At 31.8% G+C, this 25,199-nt stretch carries 28 protein-coding genes; 14 read left to right on the forward strand and 14 right to left on the reverse strand.

Features of this window, described 5'->3' with window-relative positions; genetic code table 11:
- The first annotated feature begins 84 nt into the window (after positions 1-84).
- Entirely contained in the window at positions 85-447 is a 363-nt protein-coding gene (locus ACAM25_RS08265) for a hypothetical protein (RefSeq protein ID WP_369609262.1), read from the forward strand.
- Here the strand turns inward: ACAM25_RS08265 and ACAM25_RS08270 are convergent.
- A complete protein-coding gene (locus ACAM25_RS08270; RefSeq protein WP_369609263.1) occupies positions 444-848 on the reverse strand; it encodes a rhodanese-like domain-containing protein in 405 nt (134 codons plus the stop codon). The two genes, ACAM25_RS08265 and ACAM25_RS08270, sit on opposite strands and share 4 nt — an antisense overlap.
- Positions 849-1,094: 246 nt before the next feature.
- On the opposite strand from ACAM25_RS08270, the gene ACAM25_RS08275 reads away from it, so the two are divergent.
- From ACAM25_RS08275 to ACAM25_RS08300, 6 genes are read left to right on the forward strand one after another with little or no spacing between them, the layout of a single operon-like run.
- Complete coding sequence (locus ACAM25_RS08275) at positions 1,095-1,331, forward strand: sulfurtransferase TusA family protein (protein ID WP_369609264.1); 237 nt, start codon at positions 1,095-1,097, stop codon at positions 1,329-1,331.
- Between the two features lie 4 nt (positions 1,332-1,335).
- Positions 1,336-2,490, forward strand: coding sequence for an NAD(P)/FAD-dependent oxidoreductase (locus ACAM25_RS08280; RefSeq protein WP_369609265.1), 1,155 nt, complete (start codon positions 1,336-1,338; stop codon positions 2,488-2,490).
- Position 2,491: 1 nt separating this feature from the next.
- Positions 2,492-2,875 (forward strand): DsrE family protein, encoded by a 384-nt coding sequence (locus tag ACAM25_RS08285; protein ID WP_369609266.1) that lies wholly within the window; start codon positions 2,492-2,494, stop codon positions 2,873-2,875.
- Between the two features lie 4 nt (positions 2,876-2,879).
- Entirely contained in the window at positions 2,880-4,001 is a 1,122-nt protein-coding gene (locus tag ACAM25_RS08290) for a DUF1641 domain-containing protein (protein ID WP_369609267.1), read from the forward strand.
- A 49-nt stretch (positions 4,002-4,050) separates the two neighbouring features.
- Positions 4,051-5,439, forward strand: coding sequence for a SelD-related putative sulfur metabolism protein (locus tag ACAM25_RS08295; protein ID WP_369611642.1), 1,389 nt, complete (start codon positions 4,051-4,053; stop codon positions 5,437-5,439).
- 53 nt (positions 5,440-5,492) lie between these two features.
- Positions 5,493-6,362, forward strand: a complete 870-nt coding sequence (locus ACAM25_RS08300) for an NAD(P)-dependent oxidoreductase (RefSeq protein ID WP_369609268.1) — start codon at positions 5,493-5,495, stop codon at positions 6,360-6,362.
- Here the strand turns inward: ACAM25_RS08300 and ACAM25_RS08305 are convergent.
- A complete protein-coding gene (locus ACAM25_RS08305; protein ID WP_369609269.1) occupies positions 6,351-6,716 on the reverse strand; it encodes a DUF2203 domain-containing protein in 366 nt (121 codons plus the stop codon). The two genes, ACAM25_RS08300 and ACAM25_RS08305, sit on opposite strands and share 12 nt — an antisense overlap.
- A 169-nt stretch (positions 6,717-6,885) precedes the next feature.
- Between ACAM25_RS08305 and ACAM25_RS08310 the strand changes: the two genes are divergently transcribed.
- Positions 6,886-7,206 (forward strand): hypothetical protein, encoded by a 321-nt coding sequence (locus tag ACAM25_RS08310; protein WP_369609270.1) that lies wholly within the window; start codon positions 6,886-6,888, stop codon positions 7,204-7,206.
- A gap of 20 nt (positions 7,207-7,226) precedes the next feature.
- Here the strand turns inward: ACAM25_RS08310 and ACAM25_RS08315 are convergent, their stop codons facing one another.
- Complete coding sequence (locus tag ACAM25_RS08315) at positions 7,227-8,069, reverse strand: hypothetical protein (protein WP_369609271.1); 843 nt, start codon at positions 8,067-8,069, stop codon at positions 7,227-7,229.
- A 43-nt stretch (positions 8,070-8,112) separates the two neighbouring features.
- Between ACAM25_RS08315 and ACAM25_RS08320 the strand changes: the two genes are divergently transcribed.
- Positions 8,113-10,461: a M1 family metallopeptidase gene (locus ACAM25_RS08320; RefSeq protein ID WP_369609272.1), complete on the forward strand. Its 2,349-nt coding sequence runs from the start codon at positions 8,113-8,115 to the stop codon at positions 10,459-10,461.
- Here the strand turns inward: ACAM25_RS08320 and ACAM25_RS08325 are convergent.
- The 4 genes from ACAM25_RS08325 to ACAM25_RS08340 are packed head-to-tail and all read right to left on the reverse strand — an operon-like array spanning position 10,444 to position 16,330.
- Positions 10,444-11,136, reverse strand: a complete 693-nt coding sequence (locus tag ACAM25_RS08325) for a hypothetical protein (protein ID WP_369609273.1) — start codon at positions 11,134-11,136, stop codon at positions 10,444-10,446. The genes ACAM25_RS08320 and ACAM25_RS08325 overlap by 18 nt on opposite strands.
- Before the next feature lie 8 nt (positions 11,137-11,144).
- Positions 11,145-13,982, reverse strand: a complete 2,838-nt coding sequence (leuS, locus tag ACAM25_RS08330; protein ID WP_369609274.1) for a leucine--tRNA ligase — start codon at positions 13,980-13,982, stop codon at positions 11,145-11,147.
- Between the two features lie 26 nt (positions 13,983-14,008).
- Positions 14,009-15,061 (reverse strand): radical SAM/SPASM domain-containing protein, encoded by a 1,053-nt coding sequence (locus ACAM25_RS08335; RefSeq protein ID WP_369609275.1) that lies wholly within the window; start codon positions 15,059-15,061, stop codon positions 14,009-14,011.
- Positions 15,062-16,330: a M20/M25/M40 family metallo-hydrolase gene (locus tag ACAM25_RS08340; RefSeq protein WP_369609276.1), complete on the reverse strand. Its 1,269-nt coding sequence runs from the start codon at positions 16,328-16,330 to the stop codon at positions 15,062-15,064.
- 32 nt (positions 16,331-16,362) lie between these two features.
- On the opposite strand from ACAM25_RS08340, the gene ACAM25_RS08345 reads away from it, so the two are divergent.
- The gene (locus ACAM25_RS08345; protein ID WP_369609277.1) at positions 16,363-16,665 is read left to right on the forward strand and encodes a hypothetical protein; all 303 of its coding nucleotides are present in this window, start codon (positions 16,363-16,365) and stop codon (positions 16,663-16,665) included.
- A 47-nt stretch (positions 16,666-16,712) separates the two neighbouring features.
- Here the strand turns inward: ACAM25_RS08345 and ACAM25_RS08350 are convergent, their stop codons facing one another.
- Genes ACAM25_RS08350 through ACAM25_RS08360 form a run of 3 tightly spaced genes read right to left on the reverse strand, consistent with a single transcriptional unit; the run spans position 16,713 to position 18,350 of the window.
- Positions 16,713-16,922 carry a hypothetical protein gene (locus ACAM25_RS08350; RefSeq protein ID WP_369609278.1) on the reverse strand — a complete coding sequence of 70 codons (210 nt, stop codon included), beginning with the start codon at positions 16,920-16,922 and terminating at the stop codon, positions 16,713-16,715.
- Positions 16,923-16,953: 31 nt separating this feature from the next.
- Positions 16,954-17,397: a DNA primase noncatalytic subunit PriX gene (priX, locus tag ACAM25_RS08355; RefSeq protein ID WP_369609279.1), complete on the reverse strand. Its 444-nt coding sequence runs from the start codon at positions 17,395-17,397 to the stop codon at positions 16,954-16,956.
- On the reverse strand, positions 17,394-18,350 hold the full coding sequence (locus ACAM25_RS08360) for an ATP-binding protein (protein WP_369609280.1): 957 nt from the start codon (positions 18,348-18,350) through the stop codon (positions 17,394-17,396). The genes priX and ACAM25_RS08360 overlap by 4 nt, the downstream gene beginning before the upstream one ends.
- A 37-nt stretch (positions 18,351-18,387) precedes the next feature.
- Between ACAM25_RS08360 and ACAM25_RS08365 the strand changes: the two genes are divergently transcribed.
- Positions 18,388-19,071: a hypothetical protein gene (locus ACAM25_RS08365; RefSeq protein WP_369611643.1), complete on the forward strand. Its 684-nt coding sequence runs from the start codon at positions 18,388-18,390 to the stop codon at positions 19,069-19,071.
- A gap of 26 nt (positions 19,072-19,097) precedes the next feature.
- Here ACAM25_RS08365 and cobB read toward each other — a convergent pair whose 3' ends face one another.
- Both cobB and ACAM25_RS08375 read right to left on the reverse strand, forming a co-directional pair.
- Positions 19,098-19,850, reverse strand: coding sequence for an NAD-dependent protein deacetylase (cobB, locus tag ACAM25_RS08370; RefSeq protein ID WP_369609281.1), 753 nt, complete (start codon positions 19,848-19,850; stop codon positions 19,098-19,100).
- A gap of 69 nt (positions 19,851-19,919) precedes the next feature.
- Complete coding sequence (locus tag ACAM25_RS08375; RefSeq protein ID WP_369609282.1) at positions 19,920-20,513, reverse strand: hypothetical protein; 594 nt, start codon at positions 20,511-20,513, stop codon at positions 19,920-19,922.
- A gap of 212 nt (positions 20,514-20,725) precedes the next feature.
- Here ACAM25_RS08375 and ACAM25_RS08380 point away from each other — a divergent pair, with 212 nt between their 5' ends.
- A complete protein-coding gene (locus tag ACAM25_RS08380; protein ID WP_369609283.1) occupies positions 20,726-20,914 on the forward strand; it encodes a DUF3311 domain-containing protein in 189 nt (62 codons plus the stop codon).
- Between the two features lie 7 nt (positions 20,915-20,921).
- Positions 20,922-22,514 (forward strand): sodium:solute symporter, encoded by a 1,593-nt coding sequence (locus tag ACAM25_RS08385; RefSeq protein WP_369609284.1) that lies wholly within the window; start codon positions 20,922-20,924, stop codon positions 22,512-22,514.
- 10 nt (positions 22,515-22,524) lie between these two features.
- On the opposite strand, the gene ACAM25_RS08390 is transcribed toward ACAM25_RS08385, so the two are convergent.
- Both ACAM25_RS08390 and ACAM25_RS08395 read right to left on the reverse strand, forming a co-directional pair.
- The gene (locus tag ACAM25_RS08390) at positions 22,525-22,911 is read right to left on the reverse strand and encodes a MarR family transcriptional regulator (protein ID WP_369609285.1); all 387 of its coding nucleotides are present in this window, start codon (positions 22,909-22,911) and stop codon (positions 22,525-22,527) included.
- A gap of 33 nt (positions 22,912-22,944) precedes the next feature.
- Positions 22,945-23,880 (reverse strand): hypothetical protein, encoded by a 936-nt coding sequence (locus tag ACAM25_RS08395; protein ID WP_369609286.1) that lies wholly within the window; start codon positions 23,878-23,880, stop codon positions 22,945-22,947.
- 49 nt (positions 23,881-23,929) lie between these two features.
- Here ACAM25_RS08395 and ACAM25_RS08400 point away from each other — a divergent pair, with 49 nt between their 5' ends.
- Positions 23,930-25,129 carry a cation:proton antiporter gene (locus tag ACAM25_RS08400; protein ID WP_369609287.1) on the forward strand — a complete coding sequence of 400 codons (1,200 nt, stop codon included), beginning with the start codon at positions 23,930-23,932 and terminating at the stop codon, positions 25,127-25,129.
- The last annotated feature ends 70 nt before the right edge of the window (positions 25,130-25,199 follow it).

Raw genomic sequence — 25,199 nt, forward strand, 5'->3', positions numbered from 1 at the left:
AATAATGACTTTATAAAATTGTTTTCCTAAACTTTTTATAAACTTATAATTTAAGTTACAAGTTCGTTTACTAACTGAACTAAAATGAGAATAGTTGTAACATATGATAAAGAATTTAATTTAAAACCATTAGATGAAGCAGAAATAATTGGTTTAATAGATGAGGAAAAGAAAGAAGTTGAACAATATGAGAATCCGGGAATTGGCAGCAAAGAGATGACTATGGATGCTATCCTAAGTTTAAGTCCAGATGCTATCGTAGTTAGTAAGGGTTTCTTATGTCCAGGATCATATATGATGTCTTATGGAAGAATAAAGTACATACCAACAGAATATAAAAACTTAAATGAAGTATTAAATCATTTAGATGAGTTAAAAAAGAACATTAGGGATGAATTAGAAGAAGATATGTACGCTGAGGAGCATATGCACCATTATCGTTTCTAACTCTGAAGTTCTTCAATCCATTTTTCCCAAAGTTTTCCGTTTTCGTCAATTCCTGTAGTTACTTCATAACCCATGCTCATCCATCCCGCCATTCCTCCTATCATGTAATATACTTTTTTACCTTTCCACAAATCTGGCATGCCATAAGTTGCATATCTAGCCCTATTTCCATGTTCGCAAATTACTGCTATTTCTTTGTGTGGTATTTTTTGTATTAATACATCTAAATAATCAAGAGGCACTAAGATAGCTCCGGGAATATGATGATCTTCGTATTCCATTGGTGTTCTAATATCGAGTAACAAGACTTGGTTCTTTTTCCATAGTTTCCTTACTACTGAGGGAAATACATCAATAATATGTGGATAAAATGGTGAGGTGTATTGTTCAATTACTTCCATTTCTAATCTATCTTTAACACTGTTAAAGTAGCTTAAATTTTTTTCTTTTAAAAGAATTTAACTCAATTAGTTTGTTTTCAATAAAAGAAACAAACTATAACTTGTATTGATTATTCTAAATTATTATTAAATTACATAATTACTATATTTAGTAATATTTGTACATATAAAATAAAGTTTTAAGAAATTGCATTTAGCGTAATATTTAAATATTGTATTATATATGAATATATTAAGGGTTGTTATATGAGTCAACTCAAGATATATAAAGAACTAGATCTAACAAGTTCCTCATGTGCCGGGCCAATCGGAGAACTCTCTGGAGTATTAGAAGAGATTAGAGAGGGAGAAGCTGTAAAGGTAATTTTAGGAGATGAAGCTACAAAAAAAGATGTTGAAGCTTTCGTGAAAAAGAAAGGATACAAAATAGCTCAATCCACTCAAGAGGGAAAGAATTTCGTATTATTAATAACAAAAGGGTGAAAGAATGAAAAGGATTATAATTGCAGGAGGAAACATTGCGGGAACTATAGTTGCAAATAGGTTAGCTAAAAAGTTAGATGAAGAACTTGATAAAGGCGAAGTGGAAATAGTAGTATTAAACCCAACCGATGAGCATACTTACTTACCTGGGCAATTGTTAGTAGCTTACGGCCTCGAAAACCCTGTAGAGCTGAAAAGAAAAGAGAGTGAATTACTTGATCCAAGAATAAAATTCTTACATGGTCAAAAAGGAACTATTACGAAAATTGATGTAGCAAATCATTCAGTAATTACTGCTGATGGCCTATCTCATTCATATGACTATTTAGTCATAACAACTGGAGTAGATTACACATGGGATGAAGTACCAGGTTATAGAGCCGCTGCATTATCGCCTTATGAATATGATGGAGCACTAAAGATGAGAGAAGCTTTAGAGAAATTCCAAGGAGGGACTATTGTAGTTAATGTTGCAAAGTTGCCTCACAGATGTCCAGTAGCACCTTTGGAAATGACATTAATACTTGATGACTACTTGAGAAAAAGAGGAATTAGGGATAAGACAAAGATAATTTACACTTATCCAACGCAAGGGGTATTTGGTAGACCAATTACAAATAAGTTTATGTTAAAGTTATTCGAAGAAAGAGGAATTGAAGTTCATTCGCCATTTAATGTTACTAAAGTTGATCCTAATGAGAAAGTAATTGAGTCCCAGGAAGGAGGAAAGTTAAAGTTTGACTTACTATTAGGAGTCCCACCAAATATGGGTGCTAAGGTAATTGAAGATTCTGGAATTGGTGACAGAAGAAGATGGGTCCCAACTGATAAATTTACGTTAAGGATGAAGGATCAGTCAAATGTTTATGTTATGGGTGACGCAACTGACTTACCAGTGTCTAAAGCAGGTTCTACAGCAGATTTTGAGTCATATATTGTAGCTCATAATATAGCTAACGACATTAAAGGAAATATGGGAGTAAAGCACTATGGTGGGGATGTCTTATGTTATATTGCAACTGGTACTGACACTGCAACTTATATTAGGTTTAGTTATACAATGAATGAGAATCCACCACCACCATCATACGTACACTGGTGGGGTAAGATAGGGTATAACAAACTATACTGGACTGTAACTGCTAAAGCTGTGGTGTAAAATGGCAAAAGTAGGAATAGTGCTTGGTACTAATGAGCTTTCAAAAGTCCTCTATACAGGAATGTGGGCTGTAATATCGACGTCAATGGGAGATGAAGTAATAATTTTTGCAACAATGGATGGTGTAAAGGTATTTTTAAAGGAAAATCCAGATTTAAAGGTAACTGATGAAGCATCAAAGAAAGTATTAGAAGCAAAAGAAGATATTTTATCTTACTATAGAAAAGCCAAGAAAACTGGAAAATTAAAAATTTATGCGTGCTCTTATGCAACAAAATTATTTGGGTTAGAAAAAGGAAATTATGATGATTTAATTGACGATATAGTTGGTATAACAACCTTTCAAATGGAATTAGAGGGAGCTCAAATTCTATCAATTTGGTGATTAAATGCAAGAGCTTAACTTGGAGAAATTAATGGAAAAACTTGATAATAAAAAGATTGAAGAACTTTCAGAGATACTTGATCAACTTCCTACTTTAAATGAAACTTTAAAGACTGTTTCACAACTTAAAGAGACTGGAGCACTTGATGCATTAGTAAATTTATCATATTCAGCTAAAGTATTAAGAGATATGTTGACAGATGACGCTATTGAAAACACGGTTGAAATGCTTGGTGGACTGATGGAACTATCAGAAATAATTTCGGAAAATGGAAATAAATTCGCAGAGTTTGTAAAGCATTTAGATTTAATGGATGATTTACTTCATACTATTCATCAATTAAAAGAATCCGGTGCATTAGATGCTGTTGTTGATGCTACATATTTCTTAAAGACTATGAAAGATATGTTAAACGATGAAGCTATAAGTAACTTAGCTTCTTCCATATCTGGTATCCTAGAATTTTCCACTGTATTCTTAGATAACTATGATAAAATAAATGAAACTATAAGGCACATAGGAGTAGTCAACGATTTATTAGTAAAAATGAAAGAGTTAAACGAGTCTGGTGCATTAAATGCATTAATGGATTCTGCATATATGCTTAAGACATTACGCGATATGTTAAACGACGAAGCTATAAGTAATATTGCTAGTTCTATTTCTGGTTTATTAGAGCTCTCTTCTACATTTTATGATAATTATGATCATGTAATGAAAGTAATAAAGAACATTGATATAGTAGGAGAGCTTTTAGATAAAATGAAAGAACTAAAATCTAGTGGAGCTTTAGATGCTGTTGTTGATGCTACATATTTCTTAAAGACCATGAAAGATATGTTAAACGATGAAGCTATAGCTAATATAACTACTACGCTTTCCTTAACTTTAGATTTTCTACCTAGGGGTATTGAATTTCTTAATCATGCAATGCATCCAGTGTTTTATAATATGGTAACTACTTTAACCTCTCCGGAAGCTCAGAAACTCCTTTCAAATCCACCTAAGGTAACTTTAGGTGGATTAGTTGCAGCATTTAGAGATGAAGACATACAACGTGGAGTTGGTGTTTTACTAACTATTTTGAAAATTTTGGGTAAAAACTACAAAATCAATTTATCGTAGAAAAGTTTTAAAGTGATCTTTTTTATATCTTTTTTTGGTGTATTCAAATATGGACATATTTACGAAATTTAGGGAGAATTTGGAAGTTTATAAGAGTATGGGATTAAATCCTTTGTCTCTTGCGACTGGTTGTGCAGTAAAAGTTGATTTGATAGATACAGTATATCCAGCACTTGAAAAAATAAGAAAGATCCTTGAAGAAAGAAACATTACTATACTTCCAAGAGAAGATGCTGATATTTTTATAACAAAAGAAAAAATGGAAATGAAAAGGATTATAAATGGAGGAGAATTTGATGCCGATAGGGCAATAAGTTTAATTCAAGTTAATCAAGAAACAGCTGGAAATCCTGAGGCTTTTTCAAATTTTCTTATAAGAGTGTATACTTCAGTGAAAACTAAGCGGAAATTAACTATAGGTAAAGGACATTCTATTGTTACTACTAAAAAAGATGGTGAGGTAGCGGTATTAGACCTCTTTAGATTAGATGGTAAAGAGGAGAAATCATATACAGTTGCAAATAATGATACAATACAGATAGTTGACCCTCTTGATAACCCTGGTTCTCAAACGCAAGTCGACGTTGCTATATCAAATTCGTTAAATGATTTATTTACTAAAGGTGCTTATCAAGACTTAATTATAGTTCCAGTAGTTGATGCACCGAATGAAAAACTAAAAGAGATTTTGTTGTCAAATTATGAAAACTTTACGAAAAAGTATAATATGAGCTTAAAACATGATATTCAGCCTTCTGTGGGTACTTTAATGATGGGAGCTACGGTAATTGGAAAGAGTGATCATGAATTACCAACCTTTTACGATAAAGTAGACGAGGATATGGTAATTATAGCTAATAGATTCTTTGGTGAGTTAACACCAATTAACGTTCATCTTTGGGCATTAGCTGTTCCGGAATTAATTGAAATAATGGAAAGTAAAGGAATTCGGTTCTCTAGAGTAGAGGAAGTTAAAGCAAAGGCTTTAGAAATTATGAGAAGACCGAATATTCACGTAGCTAAAGTTATTTATTCTTATTTGCCAGAGTTTGGAAAACCTTTTGATAAAAACTCTCATATTGCTATGACTACTGACGTTACTGGTCCTGGAATATTTGTAATTAAAGAGTTTGCTGAGAAAGCTGGTGTAGACGTTGAATTAACAAATATTCCGGTAATAGATAGAGATATATGCGAATTTGCTACTGAGAACTTCATAATTCCTAATTCAACTATTGGAACTAATGGTGCAATAGTCATTTTTGCTAGCAAAAAGATAGCTGATGATATAATGGAGGACTTAACTAAAGTTGGTGAAAAACCAGAAATTGTTGGTTATGTTAAAGGTAAAGGAAATGGTACAGTATATGCTCCAAAAGATGTTATTAAGCTAATAAGAAGGGATAATGTATTAAAACAGTTTAAAATAAAAGAATGAGTTTTTAATAATTAGATAACAAACTTTATTTCTTACCTTTTTAATTACGTCTTATGCGTATTGGTTTAGCTGGACTTGGTGTAATGGGTTATAGAATTGCTGGGAATTTAGCTAAAGCTGGTAAATTAGATATAGTGTATAATAGAACATTAAGTAAGGCTGAGCAGTTTAGTAAGGAATACGGTGTAAAACATGTTACTGATCCTAAGGAGCTTATTAAGTCAGTTGACTTATTAATTACAATGCTTGCTGATGATAATTCTGTTTCCTCATTTTTAATGCCATTAGCTCCTTATGCTAAGGATAAGATTATTGTTGATATGTCAACTATTTCACCTTCAGTCTCTATTAGCATAGCTAATGAGGTTATGAAAAATGGGGGGATCATGTATGATGCTCCAGTAATTGGGACGTCGATATTTGCGGAACAAAAGAAGTTGACAGTGCTTTTAGGTGGACCAGAGTCTCATGTAAGCACTGTTACTGAAGTGTTAAAAGAGACAGCTTCAACTATTCTTTACATGGGTAAAAATGGTATGGGATTGTATGCTAAATTAGTAAATAACTTAATGGTTGGTGTTTATGTTGCTGCTTTAGCTGAAGCTTATAACTTTGGTATTTCTGCTGGGTTAAAACCAGAAGATGTTCATAAGGTTCTAGCATTATATGGAAGTGCAAAATCACCTACATCTGAACTAAAAGTTCCAAAGATGATGACTTCTGATTACTCAACACAATTTGCAACTAAGCATATGAGAAAAGATTTAGAGATTATAACTAAAGAAGCCCAAAATCTTCACGTAATAAATCCATTATCCTCATTAGCCTTACAATTTTATAAGTTTGCTGAAGCCTTAGGTTATTCAGAGTCTGACTATGTTTCAGTATTAGAAGTTTATAAGAAAGCCAACTTAAGCAAATGATAAAATATCTTCTTTTCCACTAATCTTTTTTCTACCTCTAAAACCTTCTTCTGCGTAATGCCAGAACTCTATGTCTTTTTCATCTATTTTCCAACAAAAGTAAGCTGGCCTATCATTTATTACTGCTGGAAAATCTACCAGACCTATGTCTGGATCTCTAATAATTACACCTTTCTGAGTTATCTCTTTAACTATTCTGTCTATTTGTATAGTATATTGAAGTAAGGCTTGTTTATCTCCTTTCATTAATGCCTCTTCAGTAAGATACTTTATTCTCTTCATTTCTATAAGCTTCGTTCTAAGCCATGGCAAAAGCTGTCTAGCTGTATTTAGATCAAAATATGGATATTCCACACTATATATTTGTTTTTTATGAATAAAAACTTTGAATAGTCAACTGTCTATTACTCCCTCTGGCTAAGGTTAAAAAGTTACCGAGTGAATCATTTACTTGATCAAAAATGATATACAGAGAAATAGATTTAGATGAATATTTAACTTTAGTAGCACTAGGATTTTATTAATGAGATTAGCAGAACAGTACATAAAGTCAGCACTTTCTCTCTGTTATGAAATGTTATTACAAAGTGATGCAAGTAAAGCTGGAAAAGTATGGGAAAACGTTATAAAAGCTATTGTAGCTTTTGCTCAAGAGAAAAGTGGAAAGGACGTTTTAGCTTATGCTTTAGCTTTTTCCTCTTTTCAAGGTGAATTTAAAACGGGTGATTATATTCCAATAGTTAAAGAAACATTAAAAGTTGCAGAAAAAATTGGAATTCAAGATAAGGAAACTTTAGAAATCTACGAAAAAGTAAAGGATCAGTTAAGTCGGAGGTCTTCATAGTTCCGTGGGTTCTGAGTTCATCACCAGTCACTTTCATTAGTTGCAATAACTATTCTGCTTTTTGAATCATTTAACCATTTTTTTACTAAATTCCTTTCTTCCTCATCTAAGTGGGCTTCCGGATCTTCTATTATGATTAACTCTTTTTCACTTCCTCTAGTTAAATATATTTTTAATGCAAGTAGGCTTAATAGGTCAGATGTAGCATTATATAATATACTATCATCTACATAAACGTAATTGTCTTCCGTGTTTACCCATATCTTATGTCCGTTGATTGTATCATTAAACCCTTGTGGCAATAGCATTGAATTAATGAATTCAGCAGCAATTCCAAAAGCTTTTGGTATTCCTGGAGCTCCTTCATATTGATAAACTAAGAATTTTGAGAATGCATATAAAAGACCAGCCCTAGAAGAAGGAATAATGTATGGTTTTATCTTTTCTAATTTAGAAAAGTAAAATGAATCGACTTGAAAGTTTCCTTGTATACCTTGAGATATATTTTCTGGTTTTTCTTTTATATTTAATTTAACAGAAATATTTAGGTTATCAATCTTTCCAGATAACGAAACACTTTCTTGTTCTATTTCAAAACTTGCCTTAAAGTAAGTAGAAGATATTTCTAAGTCTGATTTAAGGAGTTGAATGAAGTATTTTTCATAATTTTCCTTCCAACTCTCAATCGGTTCTCCCTTAAGGTAACCGTAAAGTCTAGGTATATTATATTGACTTTTAAGTAAATAATAAAGGAGCCTTACAGTATAATATTTTTCTTCTCCTTTCTCGTTCAATATAATTTTCTTATTGTTGTTTAAATCAAACGTTTTTTCGTATCCTTTAGTACTTATTTTTACTAACATCACTAAAGGGTAGATTTATAGGTATATATTTTTCATATTCAATATGGTCTCTATTGATAAGTACGAGATTTTCCTTGATTTTGATTTTGAAAAGCTAAAATATATTGGTAATGAGAAAATTTACTTAACCACTGAAGAAGAGTTAGTATTAGATAATGTAGGAATTAACATAATTTCTGTTAAGGCTGATGGAAGGAATATTCCTTTTGAGGTAAAGAATAATCAAGTTAGGATTAAAACTGGAAAGTTTGAGGGAATAATAGAAATAGAATTTGAGGGTAAAGTTAAGGAAAGAGGGCTAGTAGGAATTTATAAAGCACCTTACGATAATAGTTACATAATTACAACACAATTTGAATCAGTACATGCTCGAGAATTTATCCCTTGTGTTGATCATCCAGCATATAAAGCAAAATTTAAACTTTCTGTAAAAGTCAATAAAGATCTTGATGTAATCTCAAATATGCCAATAGAAGAGGTTAAAGAAGAGGGAGATAAGAAGATCGTTGTATTTAAGGAAACCCCAAGAATGTCAACATATTTACTTTATTTAGGAATAGGAAAATTCGAAGAAATCAAAGATAAATTAGGTGATACAGAAATAATAGTAGCGACAATACCTGGAAAAATTAATAAAGGAAAATTTGCACTAGACGTGGCTAAGAAATCTATTGCATTTTATGAAAACTATTTCGGAATAAAATATCAACTTCCTAAAGAGCATTTAATTGCAGTCCCAGAATTTGCCTTTGGTGCAATGGAAAATTGGGGTGCAATAACGTTCAGAGAGACTGCATTATTAGCTGACGAGTCTTCTTCAATAAGTCAAAAAATGAGAGTTGCTTCAGTAATAGCTCATGAATTAGCTCATCAATGGTTTGGAGATTTAGTAACAATGAAATGGTGGGATGATTTATGGTTAAATGAAAGCTTTGCAACTTTCATGAGTCATAAGGCTATCGCTGAGCTTTATAAAGAATGGGACTTCTGGGGAACTTTTATAAATAGTGAAACGGCTGGAGCTTTATTTAGAGATTCTTTAACTACTACCCATCCTATTGAGGCTCATGTTACGTCTCCAGAAGAGATTGAGCAGTTGTTTGATGATATTAGTTATGGCAAGGGTGCCAGTATTTTGAGGATGATTGAGGCCTACCTTGGCGAAGAAGATTTTAGAAAAGGTATTCAAATTTACTTAAATACTTATAAATATTCTAACGCTAGTGGAGATGATTTTTGGAATAGCCTTGAGAAAGGTTCTGGTAAACCAGTGTCTGATTTAGTTAGGGATTGGATAACAAAGGACGGTTATCCTGTTGTTTATGTTTCAGTAAATGGAAGCAAGATCAATCTTAGACAAGAAAGGTTTTATTTAAAGGGAATTGGAGATAAAAGAACACTTTACAAGATACCTTTAACTTTAGAAATTAATGGTAAAAGAATGACTTATTTACTAGATAAGGAGAGTGAAAATATTGATGTGGGAAGTGAGGTTAAGTCCTTAAAAATAAACGTAAATAGAACTGGATTTTACAGGGTTTATTATGATGATCTTAGTCTCGTTTATCAGTCTAATTTATCACATTTAGATAAGTGGGGTTTATTAAACGATTACTTTAACTTCTTCTTATCAGGAAGAGTTTCGTATTCAACCTATGAGTCTGTAGTAAAGCAGTTCATGAAAGATAATAACTATCTAGTTGTTAATGAAATGACATATGAGTTATATTATCTATGGCGTGTTAATAGGGAAAAATACAAATTACTTTATGAACTTTTGGAGTATCAAACAAGAAGATTTGCTAAGAAAAAGGATGAACTATCTAGAATGATATATGGATATCTTTTAAGTACTTATGCTTTTGTTGATGAAAAATTCGCTAGTGGTTTAGCGGTTGCTTTTGATAATTATGATTCTCTAGACCCTAATGTAAAAGAAGCTGTAGCAATTGCTTATGCTGTAGCGTATGGTGAAAATGGATATGATGATTTAATATACAAATATAGAAATGAAAAATTTGATGAAGAGAAAACAAGATTACTTTATGCAATGCTTAGTTTTAGGGAGCCATACCTTGTTGTAAATACAATGAGCTTAGCTTTAACAGGAGAGATAAAAAGGCAAGATGTTGCCAGAATATTACCATTTGCAAGTTATAATCCATTCTCGCGTTCTGCACTGTGGAAGTGGATAAAGACTCATATGGAGTTCCTCAGAAGCATATATGCAGGGACTGGAATATTAGGAAGGGCAATGAGAAGTGCAATTCCGTTTCTAGGCCTAAATAATCAAGAGGTTGTAGATTTCTTCACTGTTAACTCTTTCCCAGAAATGGAAATAGAGATCAAAAGCGGTTTAGAGATGTTAGAAATATTAAGAAGAATTATCTAACTTTTTGAATATTTCTTGTATTTTTTCTTCATTGAGTTCATCAAAAAATGTAATTTCTTGTATATTTTCTTTATTACATAATCTTAAGGGAGTAATAATTCCTTTTCCATCAACAATGATAACTGTAAAACCTACTTTCTTATTAACTTTTACAGTAAGATTCTTTTGGATTTCCTGTCTAATGTTATCTATTTCGGTTTGTCTTTGATCTATCATAGTCTTAAGAACGCCTAATTGATTATCAAAACTTTTTATTTTTTTACTTAAAAGATAAATAGTGAGTCCAGAAATTATTATCCCAGGTAAAATTGGTAACCATATCAATTTAAATGAGAAAAAAATAAATCCAATTATTAAAGTTACACCTATGAAAAGTATTGGAAGTATAATTTCTAATAACTTATATGATTGTGCTTTCTCTGTATTTTCTTTAAGTTCTTTTACATAATTTTGAATTTCCTCCATACCATAAGAGTTCTTTTTACTTTCTAACCAGTCAGCCCAATTTGTATCCTTTGTAATGACATTTACTTTAATTCCTTTTGATGCTTTCATTAATAATATTTCAGCAATTTCGTCACTTAACTCTTTAGTAATCACAGTTACAACTCTTTCAGCAGATGTTAGCATATCTTTGATCTTAGTATATAAATCTAGAGATTCTATTAACTGCATAGTATCACTTATAGTATTGCAATCCCAGGTTTATATGGTAATGCTAACTCTTTCTTTCCCATGATATTAGGTACTTTCTCATCAGTAGAAGTATATACTACAATCTCACTTACATCTAACTTACTCAATAGGAATTGAATATTTTGTACTATTACTTCTTCTTCATCTATATCATTTTGTACTATTAAATCCTTCATTAGAGGTGGCAAGATATTTGCAAGTTCATAAACTTTCTTTGCAATCTTTTCATCTACGTTATTTTCAAGTATAAAGTCTCTTAATGACTTTCTACCTTTTATTGCTATTATTGCTTTTTTAAGTAAATCTTTTAATTTTTCATCATCATTAACATATATGATTACCTTTTCTGCTTCTTTTCCTAATTCATTTGACAATGTTCTAACATCATCTATTATGTTTCTTAAATATTCAACTTTTAACAAAGATTTCTCATCACATTCAATTTCGTCCGGGGACGGGAATTTTTCAGTCACAATAAAAGAGTTATTAAATTTATGCCATAACTCTTCAGCTAAATGTGGAGTTATTGGTGCCATTAATTTTAACCATAATGAAACAGTTTTTCTTATTGTGTCTTTATTTACTTTACCGTTAGTTAATTCTATGTAGTCTCTCATTGTTTCGTATAGTGTGTAATATACTGTTATATAAACTGAACGTAAATCTAAATTCTCGTATGCCTTATCTACTTCCTCCACGTACTTTTTAAATATTGAAAGTAACCATAAATCTGCATCTCTTTTTTCATTTACACCATCGACTTCTAAAATCCTTGATATAAAGTCATGAATCCTTTTTAATTGTTCGATTATACTCTTTGCAATATTAGCGTTAAATTCAATATCATCAGAAATAGAGGATGTTGAAGTTAAGGCTATTCTAACTGTATCAACTCCGTATTCATTTATAGCCCTATTCAGAGGATAAATATTCCCGAAACTTTTGCTCATTTTCTTCCCCCCAACTCTGATAAAACCATTAGTGACAATTTGTTTAGGCAATAACATATCTCCAAATATTGCAATATGATGGTAAATATAGTAGGGTAAATGATTTTGAATTAAATCTCTCCCGCTATGTCTTGAATCTACTGGATACCAATATAAAAATTCATTTCTAATTTCTTCTAGTTGATCTTTCGGTATTCCTAGAGTCTTAGATAATTCTTCTGGATTTCCTCTGCCTAACAGTATATAATCCCAGAAGTTATCATTAAGTAATGCTGCAGGATATTTAAGCTTGTGAATAATAGTGTAAAAAGCTGTGTAAATTGTCGAATCGCTTAAACTATCAATTATTTCTTTCTCGTCCCATGGTAATCTAACACCTAATCCCCTAGATCTTGTAAATGGTCTATGGTGTAAATTAAATATAACTTTTTCCATCTCTTTTCTAGCATCTGCAGGAATAAAATGAATCTTATCAAGTGACTTTAATGCTGAAGCCTTCCATAAAGGATTAGAATAATCAATAAACCATTGTCCTTTAATAACTTTAACAACAATTTCAGCTCCACATCTACAGTAAACTGGTCCATTTGTTATTTCATAAATGGTTTCTCTTGAATTTAATTTATCAAGAAGTTCTCTAGTTCTATCCCTTGCATCTTTAACTGGTTTATTAGCAATTTTATCCTTTACGAATTCCTTCATGAAATCAGGGACTAAGTCAACTAAATCATCTCTCATTACTCCCTTATGATATTCTAAGCGATATATAGTATCAATATAGTCTTTTAACTCTGCAGGATTTTTAGTTTGTGCCAATCCTACTGCTTCAACTCCCGGTAATTCTCCTAATTCATCAGTTTTTATTACCGGTATTAATTCAAATTCTTCTTTCAATTCAGTTAAGGCTAAATAGTGCATTGGTTCATGGGATGGGACAGCCATTACAACTCCAGTCCCCATTTTTGGATCTACATATTTGCTAGGTAATACTTTCATGTCTTTTAGTGTGATTGGATTCTTTGCTATTAATCCAATAAACTCTTTGCCCTTCTTCTCATCTTCTTTTTTTATTTCCAACTGGAACTTTAACTTTTCAAACGCTTGTTTTGAGATAACTATTTTTCTATTTAATTTATCAATAGCTATAATGTAATCAGCTTCTGGGTTAATTAATATTGCAATAGCGCCAAATATTGTTTCTGGTCTTGGAGTAGCTGCAACAAAGAACAAATTATTCGAGGGGAAGTAAATAGCATCGACATCACTTATTTCGGGTTCAATATCCCCTTTTGTATCATGCATTCCTACTGGAAATTCGTCTCTGGGACAATAAGGAACTGGCGAATCTTCTCTCTTTATGTAACCTAGATCCATCAGCCTTTTATATTGCCACTGGATGAATCTTTCAAAGATAGAATCAACCGTAGTGAATTCTCTTCTCCAATCGATACTTAATCCTAGTCTCCTTGCTGTATTTTTCATATCATTTTTGAAATATTCAGCAAGATAGTTAGGATCTGAGAACTTTTCGATCTCTTCTTGTGGAATTTGATAAATGTTGACAAAGGTTGAAATTATATCTTCGTCTTTTCTTTGTATTGCTTCAGAGATAGAAAGTATTGGTGTTCCGGTAAATTGAAATGCAAATGGAAATAAAACGTTATATCCTTTCATCCTTAGGTATCTGGCGTAAATATCTGCTGTTATGTATGTTCTTCCATGACCTATATGTAATGGGCTATTAGTATAAGGAAAAGCAACTGTAATAAATTTCTTTTCCTTTGTGGGATCCGGATTTGCTTCAAAGAGTTTATTGTTTTCCCATTCCTTTTGCCATTTGGATGCTATCTCGTTAAAGAAATTTGCCAAACTCACACTTATCTTTAATAAAAACAAATATATTAAGGTATAACCTCAGTAGAATCCTCTGTAGGATCGTAGTACAAGTCACTTAGCTTTATAATACCTTGTTTAACTAGTTCATTTATTTCAGGGACTATAGATAAAACGCTTTTTAAATACTCTTTTGTAACGTCATCCACGGCTTTAAATCCCTCTTCTCCCCAGTACTTTTCTTTTATAGCATAAAGACACCTACCACCACAATAATCTTTATATTCGCAACTTCTACATTCTTCTGGTAAAGGTTCATCTAAAAGTTTAAAGGAATCTAATGTGCCCAATTCAGCCCATTTTTCTCTAACAGCTATAGGGCAAGATAATATTCTTCCATCTGTAGATATTGAAACACTTTCATAACCTGCACCACAAGCTACTCCTCTATACTTTTTAAAGAAATGAGCACTTAATACTCCTAAGAATGGAACAATCTTTACTACCTTACCTTGTTTTAGTTGAGATAAAAAGTAATCTAATAGTCTCCTTATCCCGGGTAAATAAGATTTATATGCCCATTCTTCAAAGTTCCATCTTTCGCTCCAGATAACGTTTAACTGCCAGTGAACCTTATCAAAAACGCCGAGAGAAAGTAGATGCATGACTTCTTCATAAATATCTGAATCTTCAGTTACAGCCATTCTGGCTATAGTTTCTACTCCTAACTCTTTCAAGTATTTGGCATGTTTTACTACAACTTTATAAACTCCTTTACCTCTATGCTTGTCGGTAATTTCTTCTCTACCGTCTATGGAGAGTAAAGCCACATTCATTCTTTTCCAGTATCTTTCTGGCAGAAGCTTTACTGCAATACCGTTAGTCTGAATTCCCCATCTTTTAACTTTAATATTATCCATGACTTGCATTATGAATTTAGGATTCATTAAGGGCTCTCCACCGTAAAATATAACTGTAGCATTTTGGTCTTTCTCAATTGTTTGCTTTAGTTTTTGTATATCATATTTTACATTCCATGGTACTACGTGATTAGGAAAAGAACCCCCACAATAATCGCATGATAAGTTACATTTTCCAGTAGTTAACAAGAGCCATAACATTTAGATTACCTTTAATAACTCTTTCATCCATTGGATTCCTTTATAATAATCTTCAACAAAGATGTTTTCATTAAAGGAGTGAATATTTGAGCCATAATAATCAACTCCTACACCATCAGCAATTTGATTTAGCTTAAGATATCTAGCTATCATTTCCATTGGACCAGTCCCTGGACTATTAGGTAAAACTACAGGATCTTGAGAATACACAGTTTTAGCTGATTTGATTAACGCTTGTGCTATCTCACTATTTATAGAGGTTCTATACGGTTTTACTTTTCCATGAACTATTAGTTCAACATCATATGGCGAAACATATTCCTCTAAGTGTTTAAGTATTTCGTCTGGATCTTGATCTGGGACTAGTCTAAAGTCTAATTTTACAAATGCATAAGATGGAATAACTGTTTTAGATCCTTCTCCAGTATATCCAGCATATATGCCGTTAATATTACAAGTAGGTTCAGAGACCAATTTTATCATTGCGTTGTCTTCCTTAATTTGTTGACTTATTGCATCTTCTAAGTATTTTTTGTCTACATTTAAGTACTTTTTCTCTTCTTCTGTTAACCACTTGACTTTATCGTAAAAGTGTGGGATTAGGACTTTTCCATCTTCAGTCCTTAATGATCTTAATAGATAGACAAGATCCCATGTAGGATTTTTAGCTATAGGGGCATACATTGAATGAAGATCTTTTGCTGTTCTCTTTCTCAACTCTACATACAATAAACCTTTAACTCCTAATACTATCTGAGGAGCATTATTAGGTGCTCTTCCAGAACCTTCCCAAAGAACATAATCAGCCTTCAGCCTTTCAGAATAATCTTTAAGAAAATCTTCCATATTTGGACTTCCGATTTCTTCCTCCCCTTCGTATAAGAACTTTATATTCACTTTCAGTTTCCCTTCTTTTATTATGTCAATAATTGCCTGAAGTCTTGCCATTAAAGTTCCCTTGTCATCACCAGCTCCTCTAGCAAAAATTTTCCCATCTTTAACAGTTGGGTTAAAGGGATCTGTTTGCCATTTATCTAAAGGTTCAACTGGTTGAACATCATAGTGATTATAAATAAGCAAAGTTTTGTCAGCCTTTACATTGATTTCTCCATAAACATAAGGGTTCTTTGCTTTATGTTTGATTAATTCAGCTTGTATTCCATGATCCCTCATATAATCAACTAGAAATTTTGCTCCTTCTTCTCCTTTTCCTTTAGCAGAAGTTGTGTCTATTTTTAGGAACTCAAAGAGGTCTTGCAAATAGTCCATAAGGTTTTTAATGAAAAGGAGTAAATTAATTTATGCTTAAGTATGTTGAATATACAAGGCATACAATGGCTGAACCATTAATGACAGTAAATATTTATAAAAAAGTGGAAGATGGCAAGGTAATTTCTACCTTTAAAATTCTCGTTTATAAAAATATGAGTATAACAGTATTTGAAACTGATAAGTTAGAAGGAGGTCAAGTAATAGAAATGACTTCTGAGAAAATTGATTCTGTGCTAAAAATTATTTATAAGTATTACGATGAGAAAACTGATGATATAACAATATTAGGAGAAGAAAAATTAGTAGATGAGTTAGTCGAAAAATTGAAGTGATGAAAAAACTGGGACATCAGATTGATGAAGAACCATTCATGCGCTGATTAACCAAATATGAATTTACCCCATTTATGTCTAAATACTGCTCCTATAGCAAGGAATACTACGGCCATAGGAACTGCTATATAAGGTACCAATTGCCAACCTGGCACTTGTTCTAGTTGATCAGCAACCCATATTGTAATGGCTAGGAAAACTACTAAAGGACCAACAACAACAAACCATGTAGTTGCACTCCACTTTTTAGAAGTCATAATAAACTGTTTGATGTTTATAAATTTAAGTTTATTTATTTAAAACTTTAGATATGTATGAATACATTTCCTTATCTTTCTCTTCTATTCTCTTTAAAGTCCAAGGTTTTAATCCTTTTGATTTAACTCCCCTTACAACTGATTTAAGCCAAGATTCATATACTTTTCCTCCTCCTTTCTTATAGTAGAACTCTTCCAATTTTTTCACGGCTTCATCTTCTGATAAGCCTTTAATATTAATTAAATATCTACTTCCAACGTAAAGTATAAACCTTTTTCTACAATCCTCGAGTCCTTCATTTAATACTTTTTCAATCCAATCATAATTTACTTTTCTAGGCTTGGGTGGAAAAATTCCTTCAGTTTCAAAAAGAAAATTTCCGTTCTCGTCATAAACCTTTGATGTTTTTCCGTCAAATATAACATAACCTGCTGGTGTATCGTCTGGATAATGTAAAAATATTTTAATTTTCATCTAACATTAACTTTTTCTCCAGTCATTTTTAACCTTACGGCACAAAAAGAGCAAATCTCCCTTCCTTTTGTTGTTGGTCTTCCACATATTTTGCACTTCCCTAATTCTTCTTCCTTAATGTACTTTTCTTTCAAAGCTGGTTGTATTTTATTTATGAAATTTTCAACTAGCATTAACATATAACCAGGAATAGCTTCTTCCATTTCCTCTAATTTTCTCCTAATAGTGTCTTGCGTTACTCCACCAACTCTGAATGTATGAGGACAAGAATCATAAAGGAATGGAATTCCTTTGACTATTGCATACGTTAATATTTCTTTTTCGTACATGAGAAAGAGAGGTTTAACTTTCTTTACTTTATATCCTTTTTCTGGTGGTGTAATTACATCTAGTCTTGCCAGGTCTTGTACATCACCGCTGAAATATCCAGACATAATAAATTGAGCCATATCGTTCAAATTATGCCCAGTTACTATTGTATCAGCATTTTCCTCTTCTGCTATTTCAGTTAGTGTGTATCTTTTAACTAAACCGCAAGTGCTACAGATTGGTCTTCTAATTTTATGTTTTGTCTCATCGATTGTAAAACCATATCTTTCCTTAATTTTTACTACTCGATATTTTACTCCTAATATTTCAAAATTTTTAACAGCATACTCTGTACTCTTGGAAGAGTAAGCTTTCCCCATATCTATGCCTAGGTCAATGTTAATTCCTATTATCTCTAAACCTCTATTATCGCCAAGTTTTTTCATTAGATGAAGTAAAGTAGTACTATCTTTTCCTCCAGAAACTGCTACAGCTATCCTTTTTGATCCTTCGAACATCTTATACTTATCAACAATTCTTTCAAATCTTCTTTCAAACCATTCTATAAAGTGATCCTTACATAATGCTATGTTAGCATAAGGTATCTTAATAATTGCCTTATTTTCGCACTTGCTACATTTCATAATGCTTAATAATACTTTTATACCTTTTAAGTTAATGATGGAAATTTTAGCAGAACTACACCCAAAAAGTAAGAGGGAAAAGATAGAAAAAGAAATTAAAGAGCTTGAAAGCTTTGACGGTTTTGATATTCCAGATTCTCCGATAGGTTTGCCATCTCCTTTACCTTCAGTAATTGCTACAATTATCAGGGGAAAATATGCAGATAAAAGAATTATTGTTAATCAACGGCTTTTAGATGTTAACGAATTGTTTTTAGCTTCTCTTTCCTTAACTTCAAAGCTGATAGATTTTGATATCGCATTTACTAGAGGAGATAAACCAAAGATAGGGAAAGAAGTAGGATATTTGACTTCGGAACAAGCAATTTTGTTATCAAAAAAATTTAACAAAGATCTTAAGGTAGGCTTGATGATAAGTCTCAGAAAGGAGAAAGAAGATATTATAAGGAGGCTAAACTTTGAGCCTGCAGATTTCTTCCTAGTTCTCCGTTTAGAAAGTGATACTCAGCTTGATGGATTACCAACTTCAAAGCTGATTCCTTATGTTATCATTAGAACTGAAAAAAATAAAGAAATAGCTAATACTTTATCTCAACCAGTTATTGATGAAAACAAAGCTTTAGATTTCATCTATAAGCTTGAAGAAAGAAAAGTTCAAGGAGTATTATTATCAGCATTAGGAGACAATGAAGCTTTAAACAGAATTATAATAAGATATTAAAGAGTGATGAGACTCCTTTTTCGGAATTATGAAGAGCGGTGTAGGGTCTGATTCTTTATATAATTAACAACGCATGGAAGGAACTCCTCTACTCTTTCCCTAACTACTATATCAGCAATACTATCTAATGGGGTTTCTTCAGCATTTAGAATTATTAATTTTCCTCCATTTTCTTTTACAGTTAACGGGATTAGATTAGCTGGATATACAGTTAATGAACTTCCTATAGAAAGAACTAAATCAGATTCTCTAGCTATTTGTATTGCTTCTGAAATGTTATATACTGGTTCTCCGAAAAGAACTACATCTGGTCTAATAACTCCTCCACATTCACATTTAGGAGGTAATTCTCCTTCGTCAATTCTCTTTAAAATTTGTTGACTATCATAAGTTTTTAAACATCTTACACAATAACATTTCCTCATTGTTCCATGAAGTTCTATTACGTTCTTAGACCCAGCTAATTGATGTAATCCATCTATATTTTGAGTTATTATAGCTTTAATTAATCCTAATTTTTCAAGCTCAGCTAATGCATAATGAGCTTTATTTGGCAAAGCTGTAAAAAGTCCTCTCATTCTTAAGGAATAAAATTCCCAAAATCCCTTAGGATCTTTGTTAAAATAATCTATTGTTGCTAATTCTGGTGAGTATTTTTTCCATAATCCATTTGGTCCTCTAAAATCTGGAATTCCGGAAGCTGTACTTATGCCAGCTCCAGTGAAGGCTATTGCAAAAGTTGAGGTTAAAATCATATCACCAACTTTATCACATTCCATGAGTGTATATTATAAGAGGAGAAATAAAAATGATGAATTTGCCGAGTACAGATAGGTGATGAACAAAACTCATCTGATATAGCAAATAGTCGTTTCATTATATTCTATTTTATCACACTCTATTCTGCTTAATCCCACTAATTGAGAGAGTTCTTTTCTTAATTCTGGAGTAATGTACAAAACTCTATAAGCTGTTAGCATGTACCAAGGATCTCTCTGGTTAATTAATATCAAGCTTGGATTAAGATTTTTTAGTGATTTTAATTCTTCGTCGAAATTTTTTGTTGAACCCACAACTCTATACTCCTTCATTACCACTTCTCCGTTAATCTCGCATACAGAGATCCCGTCTACGTAAACAGTTAACAATGCACTATTCTCTAAAAGAACTCTCATATCTTTATTCTCTATTTCTAAATTGTACTTAACAATGTAATTTTTCCATCTTTCTAATTTTCTACCCCTTAGCTTCTTATTAATAATTGATTGAAAGCTAAATGATTGTAAAACATCTTGTGGAGTAATTAAAATATAATCTGGGTCTCTAAATATTAAAGATCCTTTACATTCCGTTTGTCTAATTTCCCCGTTACAAATATAAGAATATTCTGGAAGAGGAGGAACTAATAGTTCCTCAACATTCCTTGTTTTTAATTTGACCACATATAAATATATGACGTTAAGTATTATATTCTTATAGAATCATGAAAAGAAATAAAGTTTGCATAATATTTATATTATTTTTTTCCTTTATAAAGAAGTAGAAGATCAAATGTATATTATATTATCAAAAAGAATGAAAAAATAGATTAGTAACGGAAGATTGGGATATAAACTTTTTAAGTAACATAAGGAGTTTTATTTTTTGATCTCAAATGAAACAAAAATATTACATTGCAATATTTGTGGCTTTCCTTGTAGATATAATCCTATACTCTCTGTTCCCAATTTATAATACAGCCACAACAAGTTTAGGAGGACTACCATTCTTCTATGTATATCAAATAATAATGTTAGCAGTGACCACAGTAATCTATCTTATAGCAGCATTTATAAAGGGGTGAGGGAAAGATGAATCCTTATGGATTAAACATAGATGATGTTACAGTAGCTGTATTTATTGCACTATTTGCTGTTTTCACTTTCTTAGGATTTTATGGAATGAAATGGAGAAAAGGAGATCTAAGTAGACTTGATGAATGGGGATTAGGAGGAAGAAGGCTTGGGTGGCTATTAATTTGGTTCTTACTAGGGGCTGATTTATTTACAGCATACACATTCATTGCTGTTCCATCAGCATTTTATTCAACCGGGTCATTATACTTCTTTGCTGTTCCTTATGTAGCATGGGGTTTCGGTTTAGCAATGCTTACGATGCCGAGATTATGGACAGTAGCTAGAAACAAGGGTTATATTACAGCTGCAGATTATGTTAAAGACAGATTTAATAGTAAAGCCTTAGCTGTTGCAGTAGCAATAACTGGTGCTGTTGCAGAATTGCCATACATAGCTTTACAAATAATAGGTATGCAAGCAGTATTAACAGTTCTATTCATAGGTCTTGGAATACCGATTAAAGGTACATTAACGAGTGACTTAGCTTTACTTCTTGCCTTCATAGTTTTAGCAGCATTCACTTTTGTTAGTGGATTAAGAGGAGCTGCATTAAGCGGAGTTTTTAAGGACATCCTAGTTTGGATAACAGTCTTGACTACTATAGCTGTAGTCTTAACTCACTATGGTAACTTTCAAGCAGCACTCTTAGTGTCACATAAGGTAGAACCAAAAGTAGATTTCCTCGATCTTCCACCAAAGCTATTTATGGCTTATTGGAGCTTAGCGTTAGGAAGTACTTTCGCATTATATTTATATCCACATGCTATTAACGGTTCATTATCTTCAGAAAATAGAGAAAGATTAAAGATAGGCACTGCATTATTACCTGTTTACGGAATAGGATTAGCGTTAATAACATTATTCGGATTACTTATTTTCATAGTACCTAATGCGTTAGAAGTAGTTACTAAAACTGGAAATGGAGCATTGACAGTGCCAGCATTGATAGCAGCAACAACGCCAGACTGGTTTACTGGTTTAGCGTTTTTAGCTATATTTATAGGTGGTCTAGTACCAGCCGCAATAATGGCAATAGGAGTTGCAAACTTGTTAACTAGAAATGTAATAGGAGAATTTACTCAACTATCTCCTACTAACGAAGCTAGATTAGCGAAGATATTATCTACAGTATTTAAGTTTGTAGCACTACTTTTTGTCTTTGTAGTACCAGCGACTTATGCAATTCAGTTACAGCTACTAGGTGGTATAATTGTTTCTCAAACATTACCCGCTGTATTCTTATCACTCTTTACAAATAAATTAGAGAAGAACTCAACACTAGCAGGATGGGCTGCAGGAGTATTAACTGGAGTAGGATTAGTATTATATGTTAACTTAGCAGTATATCATTTCGGACAACTAAAAACTTCATTATTTACAACTCCATTAGGGCCTATGTATATAGCCTTAATAGCTTTAGGAGTTAATTTACTAGTAACATTAGTGGGTTCTACAATAGCTTATAGTGTGGGATGGAGACCTTATAATACTATAACCTCAAAAGATTTTGAATTAGAAAAGCCTGAGATTACAAAACAAGAAAAATAATATTTTTTATTCACATATTATTGAATATATCAAATAATAACATATCTTCTAACATCATTGTTTCTATTAACGATAATGTCATTAATAAGGGAAGTAAGTCTACATAATCTTCTGGTATTTCTCCTTCTTCTTGAATTATTTGCTGTAATTCATTTGCTTTTTCTTTAACTTTCTCATAGGCTTTTTCAGCTTCTACTAAACCACTTGGAGTGAGTTCATAAATTGTTCTCTTCTTTATTAATCCTTTTTCGCTCTTTCTAACTAATTTTTCGTTTTCTAATACCCTAAGTGTAGCTTGAACGTAATCACTATCTTCCTTTAAATCGTTAGCAATTTCCTCAACTGTAGCACTCTTTTTGTCATAAAGATAAGCTAATACTTTATCTCTTAGGTTCACAAACATATATATGGCACAAAAGTTAAAAAATGCTTATCTTTCAAGGATTATGTAATTCTCTCCTTCTTTCTTTATTTTCATATCTTTAAGGATTTCCGGGACTTTTGGTTTCTTTTCTTCAACTAAAACAATCTTTTCAAAATTATTTTTCACTTTTTCAAGCAAACTGTTAACGAATTCTTGATTATAAACTGCTTGTATAGCTTCAAATTTGTAATAGTTTCCTTCTTCAAAATATTTTTTAAAATCCTCTCTCCATACATCAATTATTTTTCCATTTTTCTTAGCTGGTGAAGATATCAAGGGAATTACTGCAACTTTTCCTTTTAGATCATTTGTGAAGTTTAGTCCCTCGAAATATTCATCTATAACTTCAAAGAACTTCTTCATATAGTATGTAGCAACTTCAACCACATAGACCTTATCTTTATCGTACTTGGTATGAAATTCACTATAAATCTGATTATAAGCTTCTATTATTTCATCTCTTCTATTCCTTATTAAGTCATAATACCTAGCGTGAGGCACTCTTATTCCCATACCTATTACAGTTACCTCATCTTCATTCAAGTCTAAGGTTGGTTTGAGATCCGCTAAAGGTTCTGCAGCAATTCCATAAATAACTCCTTCGCTATACTCAGTAGTTGAATAAAATACAATTCTATAATGGTCAAGGAATGTTGCGTCTGGATACCACTGTTTATATTCATTATATCCTTCATTTTTAATTTCCTCAATAGTTTCATAAATTTTTTCAAATGCTTTCTCGTAATCATCAAACTTTCCGTTTAATTCACCATAAGGTATGAATATTGGTTCACCATATCTTGGTACAAGGTATTTAAGCCCGTAATACTTAGCAACATCGTGAAGATTCACATCCATAACTGTCTTCAATGTGATTCTCATTTTCTCTGGTAAATGATCTATATGATAAATCTTTTCTTTTCCTCTCTTTAAAATGGGCATTACGAATATGTAACAAATTATAAAAATAAAATTACGCTATTTGAATCATGTGAATACTAGTGATATTGTAGTTCTAACTCTTTTAGAGCTCTCAATCCTTCTAACTGCCTCACAAACTGTTAGATTATTTACTCAGAAGTATTATTTACCTTCTATTTTTGCTGAGATAATTGTCGGAATATTATTAAGCCCTTATGCTATTGGAGGAGTTATAAATAATTTATTTCACGTTCCTTTATTCGAAATAAATTCTTATTTAGATTTATTTGCTAACTTTTCAGTAATCCTTTTAGTCTTTGCGGCTGGATTGTCTCACGGTTTTAAAAACTTAAAATCATCAGGTCTATTAGGTTTCTTAGCAGCAACTTTTGGTGCTGTAATTCCCACTGTCTTGGTTTACTTTACTTTTAGTATTGTTTATCCTTCTCAAGTTTCCGCCTTAATGGGAGCAGCAAGTGCAGCAACAAGTCTTGCGGCAACTTCAACAATCATAGAGGATTTTAAACTTTATAAGAGAAAATTTTCTAGGATAGTAATTTCTGCTGCAGCACTTGATGACGTAGTTTCTTTAATTATTCTCTCTGTTGTACTAGAAATTGAAAGTATTAAAATCCTTTCTTTTTTAAATATTTTATATAATATAACAATTACTGTAATTTCTTGGCTAATTATTCTTTTTTTAGCTGTGTTTATAATACCAAGAGTTTTAGAATATGTTAGAGATGATCTTATTAATGATGTTTCTTTAGTAATTCTTTTTTCTGTAGTCTTTTTGATGCTTTTACTCGGGTTTGAACCTATAATTGCCTCATTTATCGTTGGTATAGCTATTGCAGAAAGCATAAAATCAAGCAAAATTTCATCCTTTACATCAGCTTTATTATCTATATTTGGACCTATATTCTTTATCTATGTAGGAATGGAAACTCCCATAAAGATTTTCATAAACGCAAATGACGTTCTTTTAGGATTATTAATGTCCTTCTTAGCAATTATAGGGAAAATTGCTGGTATCTTTCCTTTTGCTTTTATTTATACTAAGGACTTGAAAGAATCTTTCTTAGCCTCTGTCGGTATGTTACCTAGAGGAGAAGTAGGTCTAATTGTTGCTACATTAGGTTTGTCTTCAGCTATAATAGATATAAATCAATTTTCTCAGATAATAATTATGGCTTTACTTACAACTATTATAGGAGGTACTCTATTTACCTTTCTTATAAAGAGATGGATATTAAAACAGTCAGCTTAAAGGAATTTCCTCACCAATCAGATACGGTCGCTCACATCATTAAGTTATTTATTTTCGTTAACATATTAAA

It is taken from the genome of Sulfurisphaera javensis, from assembly GCF_041154675.1.
Classification (GTDB): domain Archaea; phylum Thermoproteota; class Thermoprotei_A; order Sulfolobales; family Sulfolobaceae; genus Sulfurisphaera; species Sulfurisphaera javensis.

Coding starts and splice junctions, on each gene's coding strand:
- ACAM25_RS08350 (WP_369609278.1), bottom strand. CDS start 16,922: ATGACTTCTAAAAAGTGGAGTGCAACTACATGGTTTGTTGTTGTTGGT.
- ACAM25_RS08380 (WP_369609283.1), top strand. CDS start 20,726: ATGAAACAAAAATATTACATTGCAATATTTGTGGCTTTCCTTGTAGAT.
- ACAM25_RS08340 (WP_369609276.1), bottom strand. CDS start 16,330: ATGGACTATTTGCAAGACCTCTTTGAGTTCCTAAAAATAGACACAACT.
- cobB (WP_369609281.1), bottom strand. CDS start 19,850: ATGGAATGTGATAAAGTTGGTGATATGATTTTAACCTCAACTTTTGCA.
- priX (WP_369609279.1), bottom strand. CDS start 17,397: ATGAAAATTAAAATATTTTTACATTATCCAGACGATACACCAGCAGGT.
- ACAM25_RS08315 (WP_369609271.1), bottom strand. CDS start 8,069: ATGTTAGTAAAAATAAGTACTAAAGGATACGAAAAAACGTTTGATTTA.
- ACAM25_RS08365 (WP_369611643.1), top strand. CDS start 18,388: ATGGAAATTTTAGCAGAACTACACCCAAAAAGTAAGAGGGAAAAGATA.
- ACAM25_RS08280 (WP_369609265.1), top strand. CDS start 1,336: ATGAAAAGGATTATAATTGCAGGAGGAAACATTGCGGGAACTATAGTT.
- ACAM25_RS08270 (WP_369609263.1), bottom strand. CDS start 848: ATGGAAGTAATTGAACAATACACCTCACCATTTTATCCACATATTATT.
- ACAM25_RS08290 (WP_369609267.1), top strand. CDS start 2,880: ATGCAAGAGCTTAACTTGGAGAAATTAATGGAAAAACTTGATAATAAA.
- ACAM25_RS08265 (WP_369609262.1), top strand. CDS start 85: ATGAGAATAGTTGTAACATATGATAAAGAATTTAATTTAAAACCATTA.
- ACAM25_RS08310 (WP_369609270.1), top strand. CDS start 6,886: ATGAGATTAGCAGAACAGTACATAAAGTCAGCACTTTCTCTCTGTTAT.
- ACAM25_RS08335 (WP_369609275.1), bottom strand. CDS start 15,061: ATGTTATGGCTCTTGTTAACTACTGGAAAATGTAACTTATCATGCGAT.
- ACAM25_RS08360 (WP_369609280.1), bottom strand. CDS start 18,350: ATGAAATGTAGCAAGTGCGAAAATAAGGCAATTATTAAGATACCTTAT.
- ACAM25_RS08320 (WP_369609272.1), top strand. CDS start 8,113: ATGGTCTCTATTGATAAGTACGAGATTTTCCTTGATTTTGATTTTGAA.
- ACAM25_RS08345 (WP_369609277.1), top strand. CDS start 16,363: ATGCTTAAGTATGTTGAATATACAAGGCATACAATGGCTGAACCATTA.
- ACAM25_RS08385 (WP_369609284.1), top strand. CDS start 20,922: ATGAATCCTTATGGATTAAACATAGATGATGTTACAGTAGCTGTATTT.
- ACAM25_RS08285 (WP_369609266.1), top strand. CDS start 2,492: ATGGCAAAAGTAGGAATAGTGCTTGGTACTAATGAGCTTTCAAAAGTC.
- ACAM25_RS08295 (WP_369611642.1), top strand. CDS start 4,051: ATGGACATATTTACGAAATTTAGGGAGAATTTGGAAGTTTATAAGAGT.
- ACAM25_RS08300 (WP_369609268.1), top strand. CDS start 5,493: ATGCGTATTGGTTTAGCTGGACTTGGTGTAATGGGTTATAGAATTGCT.
- ACAM25_RS08275 (WP_369609264.1), top strand. CDS start 1,095: ATGAGTCAACTCAAGATATATAAAGAACTAGATCTAACAAGTTCCTCA.
- ACAM25_RS08325 (WP_369609273.1), bottom strand. CDS start 11,136: ATGCAGTTAATAGAATCTCTAGATTTATATACTAAGATCAAAGATATG.
- ACAM25_RS08395 (WP_369609286.1), bottom strand. CDS start 23,880: ATGCCCATTTTAAAGAGAGGAAAAGAAAAGATTTATCATATAGATCAT.